Below are 15,059 nucleotides of genomic sequence, written 5' to 3'. Positions count from 1 at the left end.
CTTCCGCGCCACCTACTTGTTTGCGCAAGCCATAAACAACTGGGAAGGACAATCCGTAATCCAACGCCTATTTTGAAGAGGAGGTAAAATTGGCAAATAGGCATACTTACGAAGTACAGAAGGTACAGCCGACAAAGGCCTCCATCGAACCGTGCGGTCCTACCGGCGGAAAACGCGGGTCATGTGTGCTTTTGCACGGATGGGATGCCGACGGCAACAGCATGAAATCCATCTGCACGGTGTTGCACCCATTAGCCGCAGGATGGAATTTGTATGTTGCGACGTACGAAACTCACACCGAGAGCTTTGTTGACGCCGCGCGTGATCTTCGCCCTCTAGTCCAACCGCCGCAACTCGCCTCCCCCCTAATTCTGATAGGCTATAGTGAAGGTGGTGTCGTAGCTCGTCAGATGATCGCTGGTGGTCTGCCTGTCAGCGCCTTAGTGACAATATGCACTCCGCATCTTGGCATAGGACCTTGGCTTCCAACGCCTGACCTTGGATCTGCATCCGTCTCGCCGTTCAGCCCAGAGCTGAAGGCATTGAAGGATTCCGCCGGTGAGGGGGCACAACGACACCTCTATCACTGCTTCGGAATAACCTGCACTGACTTTTCGGGAAATCACCCTGACGATGGCGTCGTCCCTATTCAAAGTGCGATCGCGGAAACACTTGGTGCCGTCGCCGAACAGGTGACGATCCCCCTCGACTATAACGGTTACATTGCCGGCTGGGGCCCACATCTACAGGGCATGAACCCCAAGCGTTTGCAGCCTGTCCTCAACACCTGTTCGACGCTCTTCAAATAGCAACGGCGTTCTGCCGCGTCAGAACGTGGAGCGATGCCTGTTCTAAGGGCGTCTGAGCTGAAGGAGAGCCGGAGTGCAGAGAAGTCGTCCGGTAAGCAGAAGAAGTCGATCAAGGCGTCAAACTAACGCGAAAGAAGCGAAGCGAATCTGGATTGTCACCTGAACAATGAACTTTTGAAAACGAGAGGATTGCAAAATGGCAAACAGGAAAATGTTCCCAAACAGTGTGATCGCAATTCCGACCTCCGGCGTGACTGCGCATGGCCTGATCGTCAGCGCGGCAGACCCGCAAAGCCGCGACGAGAAGATGGATGTAAGTTTCTCGCTCGGTATTCCGCCGGCGCTGGAGAAAGAACTGGAGGAGCGCGTCGACAAGGGCGAGACGATTCCGCCCCAGGAGCTGACGACGAAATATGCCGTCGATCCGACCGCCGCCGGCACACTGCAGACGTGGTTGAAGAAAGAGGGTTTCACCATCACGGGGGTGACGCCCGATCGCACCACGATTTACGCTAGTGCTCCGGCCTCGCAGGTCGAGGCGAGCCTTGGCGTACACACGGTGCGGGTCACACGGGAGGGCCAGACGTACACGGCCGCTTCCGACGTGCCAAGCCTGCCCGAGGATATCGGTGGCGCGGTGGTGAATATTGGCGGGCTGCAACCTTACCGACAGGCGCGCAAGCACCTCCGCTCGTATATCCAGACGACGCCAGAGGCGGATGGCGAGGAACCGGCGATCGCCAACGCGCCGCCTTATCTGGTTCCAGAAATCCTGAAGGCTTATGACGGCGCGAGGCTGGGCCTGACCGGGAAAGGACAGGAGATTGCGATTCTGATCGATACCGTTCCACTGGACACCGACCTGACGTCCTTCTGGACGGCCAACGGTGTGGCCGGTAGTCTGGCGCGCATCACCAAGATCAATGTTAAGGGCGGAGCGCTGCCTACCCCGTCGGGCGAGGAGACGCTGGACGCGGAATGGGCCAGCACCATCGCACCCGACGCGAACGTGCGCATCTACGCCAGCGGCACGCTCTCCTTCATCGATCTCGACCGTGCGCTCGATCGCATCTACGCCGACGCGCTGGCGCAGCCGAAGTTGCGGATTGTGTCGATCAGCCTGGGCCTAAGCGAGGCATACATGGCGAAGGGCGAGGTGGACGCTGAGGAGGCTCGATTTGTCCGGTTCGCCGCGCTGGGCGTCAACGTGTTTGTCTCGACCGGCGATGCTGGGTCGAATCCAGGGCCGGACGGCCATCATGCCAACGGTCCGCTTGCTGCCGAGTGGATGTCGACTAGCCCACACGTGGTGGCGGTGGGTGGCACGTCGCTGCGACTGGCGAACAATGGCCAAGTGGCGTCCGAGACCGGCTGGACCGGCAGCGGCGGCGGGAAGAGCAATTTCCAGCCGCGGCCGGCGTGGCAACAGGGCCACGGTGTGCCAGCCGGTAATCAACGGATGGTACCCGATGTCGGCGCAGCCGCAGATCCCAACGAAGGCGCGCTGGTGATCCTGAACGGTCAACGCCTGCAGTACGGTGGCACCAGCTGGAGCGCTCCTATCTGGGCAGGTTTGTGCGCACTAATCAACGAGGCGCGACAGAACAACCACAAAACGCCGCTTCCGTATCTCAATTCGCTGATTTACCCGATGATCGGCAGCAACTGCTTCCGTGACGAGTTGACTGGCAGCAACGGTGCCTACAGCTGCGGGCCAGGTTATGACCTAGTCACTGGGATCGGCTCACCAGATTTGAAGCAACTGGCCGCCAAACTGGCGTGAACGGATCCTCACACGTGCCGGTGAACGGCGACGAGCCGTTCACCGGCACGTCGGTGCGCGAGGAGGGGCGGCCTTTACGCCGACGGGGATCCGCAGATTAGGTACCTGCCCGTGTTCTGTGATCGTAGCGCGACGATCATTAGGATGAGGTCGGTGGGTCGGTTCGACGTCGTGTACGCATGTGATCGATTGAACAGCACACTACGATTCCGAGCGGGAGCACTACCGTGAGCTTGATATCGTCTTTGCTGATAGTCGCGGGAACGCTCGCTGTCGCCGCAGTCTTCGCCGTCGCGTATGGAGAAGCAGATCGAAAACGCCTACTCCTTGAAATCGCGATCGGCGTTGCAAGCACGTTCGCGGGTGTCTTCCTTGGCCTCGGGCTAGACAACCTGAAAAAGACGCTCGAGGACCGCGACCTCGCCGCCGCCTCACTTCGATCAACCACTGTCAGTTTTATTCAAGAGATGAGGCCTTGGTATCAGGACGCACCGAAGTTCCCAACGATAGCGTTGACCACACCCGACGCTGACCAAAAGCGGATCTATTTGGAAATGTTTCAGGACTATGTTTCAAAAGCAGCTCTCGAGGCTCCCAATATTGCGGGCCTGTCGGATCCACGGATTACCAAGTCATTTGATGAAATATTCCTCATACTCCTCAGTGACTACGGAACGCGAATAAAATTAGACAGCCGAATAATGAACGCTGCTGCTGCTCCCTCAATCGAAAAATATCGTAGCTATCACCGAATTTTGCAGCTCGGGAACCAAGTATACCAGCTGATGTGCTTGCAAGCATCCTTGCTTAAGGGCGATGCGAACCAGGCAGATTTTGACATTTTCCTCCAAGGAAGCTTGGGCGCGGAACGAGCCAACCAGCTCAACTGCTCGGCCCCTCAGTGGGGTGCCGCTAGCCTTGTAAATACGATTTTGCAGCAAGCATCGCGCGCCGGCGCCAAGTCGATCGAGCCTAAAGAGTGGAATTTTGGTCCGTGATTGCGGTTTAAGCTTCCGCCCACAGCTCATCTTTCCGGCGCCGCTTCTTCTGCCGGCTGCACCTCCACCGCCTCGCTCCCGGCGGCAGGGGAATGGCCTGCGAAGCGCTGCCGTTCGCGTCGGAAAATCTCGACCAGATAATCGGCTACCGCGCGAACACGAGGTACCTTGGTCAGGTCGGGACGGATAAGGAGCCAGAGCTCGCGCTCAAGCATGGGCGCGTCGCAGTCAATCTCTGCAAGCTGCCGATCGTTGTCGGCGAGATAGCGTGGTAGCAGCGCAATTCCAAAGCCGGCTCGTGTCGCGGCAGCTTGTGCTATCTGGCTATTCGCGCGGAAGGCGAACCGGCGCCCGGGAAAATGTTGGTCAAGCCACTCAGCCTCAGCGATCGAATCGCCCTCTCTGTCGAAGCCGATGAGTGGCAATCGCGTCAGCGCGTCCGGTTCAGAGCGCAGACTCGCAGCGATATATAAACCAAAGTAGATCGTGCCAACACGTCGCGCGGCGAGCTCGCTACCCTTAGGGTGACCGAAACGCAAAGCAATGTCGGCTTCTCTTCGGGCGAGGCTTAGAAGCCTAACCTCTCCGATGAACTCGAGATCAATCCCCGGATGACGTCGATGTAGCCCGTCCAGCCGGTCGATCAGAAATCCTTCGGCCAAGCTGCGCCCAGCAGTAAGTCGCACGAGGCCGCTGAGCTCTACGCTCGCGTCGAGGCGTCGCAGCACCGAGAGCGCGGCACTGTCCATGACCTTCGCTTCCTCCAGCACTGCTCTGCCATCGGCCGTAAGTACGTAGCCCTCGGCTCGGCGCTCGAACAAGGCTCGTCCCAGAAGCGCCTCAAGATGGGCAACTCGACGTGATACCGTTGCATGATTAACGCGAAGCGCGCGGGCAGTTGCGGACAGCGAGCGATGTTGCGCCAACGCCGCGAAATAGCGAACGTCTTCCCAGTCGAGGTCGCCTGTGCATTTCTTATCAAGCATAGAGAATTTATAGCGAGTTCCCAGGAAAGCGGCGAGAGCTAAACTCGCGCAATGGTAGAAAAAAAAGAAGGTCGGAGGCTTGCGACGCGCCGTCGCCTCGCGCGCTCTCTTCCCCGCTTAATAAAGGGCGGAATTGCTCCACTTTTCATCTTACGGCCCGGCCACCCCCGGGCCTTCGCCGGGTGGCGGCGGCACATAATCAATCATCGATTGCCGCCGGACCTCTGTCCCGTGCTTTCATGGCCGAGAGGGCTGGTTGATGCCGGCGACAACAGCTTCCCTCGTGCCTCCTCGGGCTCGGACCCTGCACGGGCTGATGCGCTCCGATCGACGAGCATCTCTCTTGGGTGCTCGGTGCTACGTGGCGATCAGATGGCGCTGTCAGTCCGACGGCCGGTCCGTCACGCAACTTCGGCCGCATATTCAAGCAAGGCAGGACGCCGAGCCGGCACTGGAGGTTAATGGCCATGCTTGAAAAGCCCCAGAACGGCACCGTGGCATCCTATCTGGTTGCCCGGTTGGAGGAGCTCGGCATCGAACATCTGTTCAACGTGTCAGGTAGCTATTGTAGTGGATTGCTTGCGGAGATCGCCAAGAACTCGCGGCTGAAGGCCGTCTTTACGACGTATGAGATGGAGGCCGCGTATGCAGCCGACGCTTATGCTCGTATTAGAGGTTATGGCGCGATGTGCGGGACCTATGGCGTGGGTGCCTTGAGTGCTCTCAACGGTGTCATCGGGGCTTTCGTCGAACGCTGTCCGGTCATCGTAATCAACGGAGGTCCCTCCACAAAGCAGCTCGATCTCGAAGTCGATTACGGCATCATGTTCCTACACTCGACCGGCCGGCTCAAGACGGACTTGGCGATTTATTCGCAGGTGACGACGGCAACGGCTGTGATCGAGCGGGCGGAGGAAGCGCCAGACAAGATCGATGAGGTTCTGATCGCCTGCATGACACATCGACGCCCGGTCTATATCGAAATCAGCCAAGACTTGTGGGGACAACCTTGCCCGTTGCCAGTGGGAAAGCTCGGCGCCGCGTTAGCGCCCGTCAATGCGGACTCGTTGGCGGAATGCCTAGACGATGCCATGGCGCGGCTTGCCAGCGCACAACGCCCTGTATTGTGGGCCGGTGAAGAGCTCGACCGCTGGCAATTGCATGACGAGTTTGCCGAGCTGCTGCGCGCGAGTGGGGTCCCTTACGTCACGACACTGGCTGGAAAATCGGTGCTGGCCGAAACGACAAGGGGCTTCCTCGGCGTCTATGATGGACGTTTCGCGACGCCCGATCTTCAGGAGTTCGTTGAGAGGGCCGATCTTATCATTGCACTGGGCACGACGATCACGGATTTCGTCGGAGACATAGTCGCGAAAGACTACGGCAGCATGATACTCGCGTCGCAAGGTGGAATACGCATCGGACACCACATCTACCCCGATGTCGGCCTCAGGGAGTTCGTGGTTGGAATGACCCAGCGGCTGGCAAGTCATGCCCCCGCTCCACTCCCATGGGATAAAGCTGCAGTGCAGCACCCGGGCTCCGGCCTCGCTTCTGGCGATTCACCCATTACTTTCGATCTTCTGTTCGCACGAATGTCAGATTTCGTGCGGGACAAGCTCGTGATCGCGGACACGGGCCTGTCACTCTTTGCCTCGGCTGGATTGCCGATTTCTGATCGGCAGGGATATGTGTCGCAATCTATCTGGATGTCGATTGGATACAGCGTTGGAGCATCGGTCGGTGCAGCCTGCGCCGGCACCAAGCGGCCGGTCGTGTTCGTGGGAGACGCCGCCTTCCGGGAGGGGCCACAGGCGCTCTCCACACTGGTTCAGTACAAGCTGCCCGCCGTGATCTGCGTGATGAACAATGGGATCATGGGGATCCAGCAGTTCATGGGCCATCCCCAGTACTATGACAGCCCGCAAGTTCAGCCGGATTATTACAATTTGCTCAGTCGCTGGGACTACGGCGCCTTGGCGCGGGCGTTCGGCGCACGGCATGCACAAGCCAAAACGTTGGTCGAATTCGACGAAGCACTACGACAAGCGGCTGAGCTCACCGACTCTCCGATCCTGATCGACGTCATGCTCAATGAAAAGGATATCCCGAGCGTGATCCGTCACACGATTGGACGCACGGCTCCCGAGGTGGTTCAGGCGAATTTCGAGGCGCCGCTGCTGCGACGCATTGTACCTTAGGCGGCATCGCGTGGCTGACGCGTAGGGCACCCGTGGGCTGCGGAAAGCGGCCGGTGGCGTGCCAGCGTCACCAAATACGGTATTCCCTTTTACTCTGGCTCACCTGTGCGATTCTTATCATTCATTGAGAAAATATTGCGAGTTCCCGTCCAGCCTTTCGCAGAATAACCTCCCGCTAAGATTGAGAACGGGGCTCGTGGGGACCTCGGGGCTAAGCACCCTCAAGTATTACGAAAAGCAGAATATTGCGAAGCTAGATCACATTTCGGCAGGACCAACAATCCAGCATCCGATTTCAAAGAGGTCATTCATGAGCCTGATGCCTTCTGAAGAACCGCCATCGGATCAACCGCTTCTAGACACGGTCATCTATGGCGCGCGCAAGGATGACTCGATAACGGACCTCAGCGAGGCGTCGGTCACTACTCAACACGAGCTCAGCATCGGTGGGGTGGAGCTCAAGTACACCGCCAGGGCCGGCCATTTGGTTACGGTCGACCTGTACAGCGGGCTGCCGGCTGCGAAGATATTCTACGTGGCATTCACGGCGAATGTGCCAAATCAGAAAGAGCGTCCTGTCACGTTCTTCTACAACGGAGGGCCGGGCTCGTCGTCCGTCTACCTCCTGCTCGGTTCGTTCGGCCCGCGGCGCATAAGGACAAGCATGCCGTATTTTACGCCGCCTGCGCCCTACGCCTTGGAAGATAATCCGGACAGTCTCCTCGACCGTTCGGACTTGGTTTTCATCAATCCCGTCGGCACCGGGTACTCGGCAGCCATAGCGCCGAACAAGAATAAGGATTTCTGGGGAGTCGATCAGGACGCCGGATGCATCAAGCAGTTCATCAAACGTTATCTGACCGTCTTTCAGCGCTGGAATTCGCCAAAATTTCTTTTCGGTGAGTCATACGGCACGCCCAGAACATGCGTCCTCACATGGATGCTGCATGAGGATGGCGTGGACTTGAACGGCGTTGTCTTGCAATCCTCCGTCCTCGACTATTCCAAGACGAGCAATCCGATCGGGGCGCTGCCGACGCTGGCGGCTGACGCGCACTATTGGAATAAGGTCACGATCAAGCCTCCCCCCAAAGATCTTCCTTCCTTCATGGAGACAGTCGAGGCATTCGCTCGTGGCCCCTACACGAAAGCGCTATCCGATTATCCAAAGGTTGATCCGAAGCTCCTTGAAACCCTCAGCGAAATCCTTGGGATCTCGGCTGCCATGCTGCGCCATTGGAAACTGAATCCTGCCTCCGACGATTCAACGCCTTTTCTGACGAGTCTGCGCCGGGACGAAGGATATGCGATCGGGTCCTATGACGGGCGCACCTTTGCGGACGAACAAGGGATTGCAGGGTCAATTAATCCGGATTCCGGCAACAACGACCCGACGATCACGGCGGTTGGCGGCGTCTATACCACCATGTGGAACGTCTATCTTAATGAAGAGCTGAAATATACGTCGGTGTCTCCATTCCTGGATTCGAACGACCAGGCGTTCGCCAACTGGGATTTCCGGCACATCGACCCAACGGGCGCGCACAAGGGCGGGCCGGATTCTCTCTACACCGCCGGCGACCTCGCTGCGGCCATGTCGCTTAACCCCAATCTGAAAGTCTTTTCGGCCAACGGTTACTACGATGCTGTGACGCCGTTCTTTCAGACGATCCTGAATTTCCAGGGCATGCCGCTCAAGGGCCCAGATACGGCAGACAGGATAGAGATTCGAAATTATCCCTCGGGTCACATGGTCTATCTCGACAACGATTCACGGAAGGCGATGAAGGCTGACTTGGCCAATTTCTATAAGCCGCGACCGCTGGCTGCGGCCGCGTTGTCAGACCAGCAGGCCGCAAAAATTCATGGCACGCGCGTTCGTAGGCGCATGAGCCGGACTCCGTATTAGTCAATTCGCAATACCTCGGACATCTTTCCTCATCGGGGCTGATCATCGCGAGCAAGATGACGGCCCCGAGCACCGTGTGGGTCCCGGCGTCATGACCACGTTCAGAATTCACCCCGCCATCGGCATCGCGCGCGTTGGCAACTCCGATGGCTACGTGATTGCGCCGGAGACCATGGCAGGGAGCCCACCCGCCGACGGGAGCAAGCTGACGGGTGGATTGCCTATCCGACCTGGAACTGCATCTGAATCAATTCGCAGCAGTGATCTTCGTGATGCGTCCGGCGCTTTGAAGCGCCATGCTGCGCGGTTTCGCCTTTTCTCCTACAAAGACAGCACTTCCGAGACTTGGCCCCGTGGCGATGGCGATGAAGTTCGAATTGGTGACACGGTCGACGGACGCAAGATCGCTGATATCATCTGGACGGTGCACGTCGCAAACAAGAAGACTAACTGGTTCGTGCTTGCCGAGGAAGATGACAAACCGCAGGGGATCGCAAGCTACGCCGATGGGAACCTCCCGGACATCCGAAACCCGTCGTTGACGCAGACTGGCGCTCCACAACCCGTTGACAAGCTCGCGGTGCTAGCTTTGCCAGATCGCTTGCGCAAGCTCGTGATTGATCCAGGTCCGCGGGTGATATCTGGTAAGTCCGCGGATCCGGTTCGATTTGACGCTCAGACATCCGCCAAGTACTTCGATATAGCCCGTGGAGCGACTGTCGAAATACCTCATTACCCTAAATCATTTCCATGCGATGAGCTTGGACAAATCGAGAGTCCGTCAGGTCTGATCGACAGTCTTGGCGAGCTGCGAACAGATTCGTTTGGCCGGTTGCTGGTTCTAGGTGGTCGTGGGCGTGCAGTCGCGTGGAAAATTGCAGGAAAATCGCCTCTCGACGACGACGTCAACAACGATCAGTGGTTTGATGACACATCGGACGGGCCGGTCAGTGCGACGATTGTTTTCGACGATGGTACCCGTGAGAGCGCTCACGGCGCGTGGGTGACGACAACCGATCCCTCTTTTGCGCCGCAGATCCTCAACGTCGTATCTATGTGGGACGATGTTTATGACGTTTGGGTACGGCAGCTCGAACTCGCTCCCGAAATCTTTGATGGATCAAGTGAGGTCTATAGGGAAACCTACAAGCCCACCTTTGACGACCAGATTGCGCCGATCCTCAGGAGCGCGAGCCAACAGCACTGGATCGCGAACCTCGGTCAAACTGGTATCTCCGCGCACGCCGCTCTGGCAAAAATCACCGCGACTACCGATCCAACGGGGACTTCGTTGGCCGGCCTCTCGGCAGTGTTCAGGGATCCATCTCAGAATCAAACGAGTAATACGACTTTGATGCCTCTACATCTCGGCGATGCGGGCGAGGCAATGCTCTCCTTGCGGAAAACTCAACACTTCTTTCTAAGTCAATGGAACAAAGGGATTGGTCATTTTCTGGCGGGCGCTGGCTCCAAACTCGGACCGGGAGAGTTCTTGGACAAGGCCTCGCTCGTCAATTGCATAGGCGGCAGGTTGAGCCCCGGTATCGATCTGACATTTGTAATGCGAGAGCCAGCGCTCTACGAATTACCTTGGAAGACGTCGGGAGGAGGGCCGTTCCGAATTCGTGCTAGGGCGCTTGCCTATGACGCCAATCTTGTTGGCGACAAGGCATTCCTTAGCGTCGGATACGTCCCTCGCCACGACGATCAGCTCGGACTGGAGCCTGGCGACCTTTCCAAATTCATGGCGCTGCCGTGGCACACCGACTACAATTCATGCGCGACCCATCCACCCGATCCTGCGGTGCCAGGAAATCGGACCGTGTTCTGGTCGTGGCCAGCGCAGCGGCCCGTTGCGGTATACGACGCGTCGCAACTGGGTTGGGGTCCCCACAGTCTTGATGATTCGACCAATGTATTCCAACTCGGCCCACAGTTGTGGTCGGTGCGGGGCTGGGGCACTGACGCCGCCGATGCGGAGAACTGGGGGCGATACCAAGAACGAAAGGATATGCTGTACAACTGGCATCGGATCGGGACGGTGCTGCAATCCCCGGCGATTGAACCACCGATCCAGCATATCGAAGGCGACCAGCAAGACATCACGAACGCTCCTGAAGATTGGTACCTCGAGGTCGAGAGCCAATTGCGCGACACGGGCCGAACTCCTGTTACTCCTTTCCCAAATTACGCGACGGAAATCACACTTCCGGATACGGCCCAGTTAGGTGCAACTCCCGATAGCTTAAATCCCAACGCCGTCCGCGAGCTCTTCTACCAACTCCTAAACGTCGACGAGTACCCCGGAGCATTACGCAATGCTCGACGTTATGTGGAGTTCTGGCTGAAATGGGCCGAAGCGTTCTCACTCAATCCTGCGAAGGCCTCCTACGATCGTATGTTCTTTCCATTCTCTGCGCCTGCGCTTGAAGCTAGGATGCAGCTTATCTACCAGGAATTGTCTGATGACGCCGATGCTCCGGACGCCGATCCGCTGTTCAAGACGCCGGCTGATATGGTCACGCGCATCAAGCAGTTCACGCCTCTGAATTTGCTCGACGGCGCCTGGTTGCGCAACATCGCGAGGACTGGCCCGACTGACGAAGTTCGTGCACTCCTGTTTTCCATCTGGATGGACGAGTTCGGCGACGGGGAAGTGTCGAAAAACCACTGCAACATCTATCTCGACCTCTGTCATAGCGTCGGATTTTACCCACCATCACTGAGCAGCCGTGAATTCGCTTTTGATACCGATTTTCTGGACAGCGCATTCACAGTACCAACCTTCGAACTCGCGATTTCTCAGTTCACCGAAGATTATTATCCGGAAATTCTCGGTATGACGTTGCAACTGGAGTGGGAGGTGCTTGGTCTTAAGCCAACACGCGACCTGCTGGTGAACTTTGGGCTAAACCCACATTTCTACGTTATGCATATCGGAATCGACAACGCCGTAAACGGACATGGTCGTCGTGCTCTCGATGCAGTTCTTCTCTACCTTCAGTCAATACAGGAGGCTGGAGGCAGTAACGGGGTAGCGGGTGCTTGGCGGCGCATTTGGAATGGTTACGTGGCGTTCGGGCAGATCGGAAGCTTCGGTTCGGACCTGTACAATCTCATAAAGAACCCATCGAGCCTGAAGCAGAGAATGATTGAGATGATCAAGAGCAAGGCCGATTTCGGGAGTCGAAACCATCAGACTCACACTTTGGGCGGGATGCCGATCAACGAGTTATTCGCTGTGCCGGAACAGTTTTTGAACATCATGGTAACGTCCGGGCTACTGACGCCTGGTGACTGGGAGAACAGCAGGCTGAACCAGCTAATACAGTTTCAGACCGGACCGATGTTCAGGGTCTTTACTGATGATGAGATCGCTCTGCTGAGCGACTATACGCTGTCACTATCCAGCCCTCCAAAGCCAACGCCACCTAAAGGACTGCCTGCTGCGGCCGCTATGGAGGCAGTGATCAACCAGCTGAAACCGCAACAGGTCGGCACCGCAGGACACACCGCGCATTCGCTCAAAGACGATTCAGGAATCGACCACACGGTTTCTTGGTGGTTCGACCAATCGCCCCGCACATTTATGAAAGCGCTTGCCTTGCCGCTTAACAATTTTATATCGCCGGGAAACCCCGCCGCGAGCGCCTTCTTTACACATTGGATCGCTCCCGGAGGGCCGATGGGCAATGTATTTGATGCGGCGGCTGTAGCTTCTCCCGGCATGACGTGCCGCGCCGTCGTCGAGCGGTGGATTACGAAAGGTTGCCCGCTGACCGACGAGGTGATCCGAATGCTCCGGCTGACAACGCCTTCGACAAAACGCGCGCGGCACAGGACTGGACGCCTCTATGGAATGGGTAGTGTCCATTGACAGAAGCAGCCGCGTGGAATGTTGTAGTGGTCGGCGGCGGTCTTGCTGGTTGCGCCACCGCTATTTCGCTCGCGCGGAGAAACGTCAGCGTTTGCCTGTTGCATTTGATGCCCGCGAGGCCGCAGCTGGCGGTCGGCGAGAGTGTCCCGCCCGACGTAAGGAAAGTTCTTCGAGAACTGGGACTGTGGGAGAAATTTCTCGAACAACGGCACGAGCCAAGCCTCGGAAGTTGTTCGGCATGGGGCGGCACGGACCTTGGCTATAATGATTTTGTATTGAATCCGCATGGTTGCGGTTGGCACCTGGATAGGACGCGGCTCGACGCCCTGTTGCTCGATCAAGCAAACAGCTGCGGTGTCGCTCTTTTTCCGATATCCAGATTTGCGTTGCTTGAGAGTGCCTCGGATGGAAGTACTGTCCTTAAAACGGTCGCCCAGGACGGGGCCGAGCGACGCTTGACGGCGCGGTACGTCGTCGATGCCTCGGGATCCCGCTCTGTCGTTGCGCGTCAGATGGGCGCGCGTCAAGTCGTTCTGGATCGATTGAGCTTCGTCTACGGAATCTTCGACGAGCCCAAGGCCGCCATCACCTCGCAACTCACCCTGCTCGAAGCCCAGGAACTTGGCTGGTGGTACAGCGCGCGGCTACCAGGCACCAAGCTCGCGGTCGCATTTGCCTCGGACGCGTCGATTGTCCGTGATCATAGCCTGGCGCGTGAGAGAGAATGGCTCGCCCTCCTCAGCAAGACGAGACATCTCGCGCAAATGATCGAAGGATACCGGCTAAAGGATATTGTCGTGCGCGTCGCGCCAACCTTTCGGTTGGACCGCGTTGCCGGGGCCAATTGGCTGGCCGTGGGAGATGCAGCCGCCGCATGCGATCCGATTTGTTCGCAGGGGATCATGAACGCGCTGGAGGACGGGATTCGCGCCGCCGCCGCCATCCTCGATGCCCTCAACGGACATCCCGACAGCAAGGAGCATTACGCCAAGTATCTTGATGTCCGATACACAGATTACTTGGCGAACCGAAACTACTTCTATGGTTTGGAGCGACGTTGGTCAGAATCGTCATTCTGGACGCGGCGACTTTCCCGCAACGAAAAGGCACCGTTTTCCGCCGAGCGGACCATTTCGGCGGCTATTCCGCTTGTCGAGTTTTTGGAGGGATCGAGTTATGCTCGATAGAAGAGCGTTTTTGGCGACTGCCGGCGCGATACTGATCACCGATACCAAGTCATCATTGGCTCAAACGACTCCCAGCAAAGCGCTCCGAGTTGTGGTCATCGCTAATCGATATCACGAGGCGGATGGTCTTATGGCAGCCATTTGCAACCAGATGGCGCATAGTCCCAATCTCAGCGCTCCATATAATGTTGATTGGCCGCGTTGGCCGCGGGTTCTATCCAATCCACCCGCCCCGCCCAAGGATAGCGGAATGCCGCGCTGCCTAATCGACGTTTTCAGGTCGCCATCGGACAAGACCCCAACAGCAACAATGGAGATTTGGTGCATCGACGATCTTGCCAACACGAATGGAGTTAGTAGCGCCAAGATCAGCGCTATGGACCAGATCACGAATTTCACCAAGCCGCCGAGCACGCCTGATGGAGTCATTGCATTTGGCACCGCCGGATATCCGGGTCTTCCCTCCAACAATGGATGCGCTACGATTGGCGGCACGATCTTTATTCATGATGCTTCGAATGGGGCCGCCGGCGGCTGGTCCTGGCCCGGCAACATGGACATGCTGATACCGAGCAAAATACCAGCTTCGTTTTTCTCGAGCGTGGCCGCTGATCAAGAGGCCCTCGTTGCTATCAATCTCGAAATGATCTCGCCGCAAAACCATCCTGCGAGCGTGCTTCAGCTTATCATCGCAGCTGACGCGGTTGGGATCAGCTCAGTCAATATCCCAGCCGGCGCTCAGTACTGCGATGTCGATACCAACTCGATCGGGCAAGCGCTGTCCCATGGCGCCAAAAATATAGCCTCTGTTGAAACGACACACGGGGTCATTCGCTCCAAATGGCCCGACGCGCCATTCGTCTTTGTTACTGCCATACCGAATCGAGTGTGCCACTTTCCGGACGAAGCTTCTGGAATCTATGCGCAGGAGTTTGCCTCATCTCACAACGCTGGTGTAGCACTAAAGCACGTGATCCCGTATTTCGTTAGCGCTATCGCCTAGTAGTACCTCTAGACGGCGCTAAGCTGATCGAACCAGAAAATGCTACGCCTGGGGAAAATGATCAGCGGCGACGGCACGTCTGCCGGAAGCAGATCCCAGCCGATACTGAGAGGCTCGCAACCTCACGAAGGAACTTTATGGAAGCGATGGACTCCCGAGGCTCGGAGGACGGCGGGTCGCCGTCATTTGCTTGCGGCCAGTATCGTAATGGCAATCAATCCAGCAACAGACAGCGGGAACTTCACCTTCGACTCCAGGGCCTGCTCTGATCCAAAACGCCGCTAATCTCAGGTTTGTTCTTGCTTG

At 57.4% G+C, this 15,059-nt stretch carries 9 protein-coding genes; 8 read left to right on the top strand and 1 reads right to left on the bottom strand.

The window, feature by feature from the left end; translation table 11 throughout:
* Positions 1 to 89: 89 nt before the first annotated feature.
* The 3 genes from BLV09_RS20990 (at position 90) to BLV09_RS20980 (ending at position 3,590) form a co-directional block, all read left to right on the top strand.
* The gene (locus tag BLV09_RS20990; protein WP_167558826.1) at positions 90 to 809 is read left to right on the top strand and encodes an esterase/lipase family protein; all 720 of its coding nucleotides are present in this window, start codon (positions 90 to 92) and stop codon (positions 807 to 809) included.
* Between the two features lie 196 nt (positions 810 to 1,005).
* Positions 1,006 to 2,592, top strand: a complete 1,587-nt coding sequence (locus tag BLV09_RS20985; protein ID WP_146688723.1) for a S53 family peptidase — start codon at positions 1,006 to 1,008, stop codon at positions 2,590 to 2,592.
* 227 nt (positions 2,593 to 2,819) lie between these two features.
* Entirely contained in the window at positions 2,820 to 3,590 is a 771-nt protein-coding gene (locus tag BLV09_RS20980; protein ID WP_146688722.1) for a hypothetical protein, read from the top strand.
* Between the two features lie 26 nt (positions 3,591 to 3,616).
* Here BLV09_RS20980 and BLV09_RS20975 read toward each other — a convergent pair whose 3' ends face one another.
* Entirely contained in the window at positions 3,617 to 4,576 is a 960-nt protein-coding gene (locus BLV09_RS20975; RefSeq protein WP_146688721.1) for a LysR family transcriptional regulator, read from the bottom strand.
* A gap of 467 nt (positions 4,577 to 5,043) precedes the next feature.
* Between BLV09_RS20975 and BLV09_RS20970 the strand changes: the two genes are divergently transcribed.
* The 5 genes from BLV09_RS20970 (at position 5,044) to BLV09_RS20950 (ending at position 14,753) form a co-directional block, all read left to right on the top strand.
* Positions 5,044 to 6,777 carry an alpha-keto acid decarboxylase family protein gene (locus BLV09_RS20970; protein ID WP_167558825.1) on the top strand — a complete coding sequence of 578 codons (1,734 nt, stop codon included), beginning with the start codon at positions 5,044 to 5,046 and terminating at the stop codon, positions 6,775 to 6,777.
* A 310-nt stretch (positions 6,778 to 7,087) separates the two neighbouring features.
* Positions 7,088 to 8,686, top strand: a complete 1,599-nt coding sequence (locus BLV09_RS20965) for a S10 family peptidase (protein WP_146688719.1) — start codon at positions 7,088 to 7,090, stop codon at positions 8,684 to 8,686.
* A gap of 91 nt (positions 8,687 to 8,777) precedes the next feature.
* Entirely contained in the window at positions 8,778 to 12,563 is a 3,786-nt protein-coding gene (locus BLV09_RS20960; protein ID WP_146688718.1) for a LodA/GoxA family CTQ-dependent oxidase, read from the top strand.
* Positions 12,560 to 13,750, top strand: a complete 1,191-nt coding sequence (locus tag BLV09_RS20955; RefSeq protein ID WP_146688717.1) for an NAD(P)/FAD-dependent oxidoreductase — start codon at positions 12,560 to 12,562, stop codon at positions 13,748 to 13,750. The genes BLV09_RS20960 and BLV09_RS20955 overlap by 4 nt, the downstream gene beginning before the upstream one ends.
* Positions 13,740 to 14,753 (top strand): hypothetical protein, encoded by a 1,014-nt coding sequence (locus tag BLV09_RS20950; RefSeq protein WP_146688716.1) that lies wholly within the window; start codon positions 13,740 to 13,742, stop codon positions 14,751 to 14,753. Before BLV09_RS20955 ends, BLV09_RS20950 begins: the two co-directional genes overlap by 11 nt.
* Positions 14,754 to 15,059: the final 306 nt, after the last annotated feature.

This window comes from Bradyrhizobium canariense, assembly GCF_900105125.1.
Taxonomy (GTDB): Bacteria; Pseudomonadota; Alphaproteobacteria; order Rhizobiales; family Xanthobacteraceae; genus Bradyrhizobium; species Bradyrhizobium canariense_A.
The sequence above is the reverse complement of the archived record's forward strand: the minus strand, read 5'-3'. Positions and strand labels throughout refer to the sequence as shown.

What these genes read in the sequence shown, in the direction of transcription:
- BLV09_RS20985 (WP_146688723.1), top strand. Translation starts at nt 1,006, where the DNA reads ATGGCAAACAGGAAAATGTTCCCAAACAGTGTGATCGCAATTCCGACC.
- BLV09_RS20975 (WP_146688721.1), bottom strand. Translation starts at nt 4,576, where the DNA reads ATGCTTGATAAGAAATGCACAGGCGACCTCGACTGGGAAGACGTTCGC.
- BLV09_RS20970 (WP_167558825.1), top strand. Translation starts at nt 5,044, where the DNA reads ATGCTTGAAAAGCCCCAGAACGGCACCGTGGCATCCTATCTGGTTGCC.
- BLV09_RS20965 (WP_146688719.1), top strand. Translation starts at nt 7,088, where the DNA reads ATGAGCCTGATGCCTTCTGAAGAACCGCCATCGGATCAACCGCTTCTA.
- BLV09_RS20960 (WP_146688718.1), top strand. Translation starts at nt 8,778, where the DNA reads ATGACCACGTTCAGAATTCACCCCGCCATCGGCATCGCGCGCGTTGGC.
- BLV09_RS20950 (WP_146688716.1), top strand. Translation starts at nt 13,740, where the DNA reads ATGCTCGATAGAAGAGCGTTTTTGGCGACTGCCGGCGCGATACTGATC.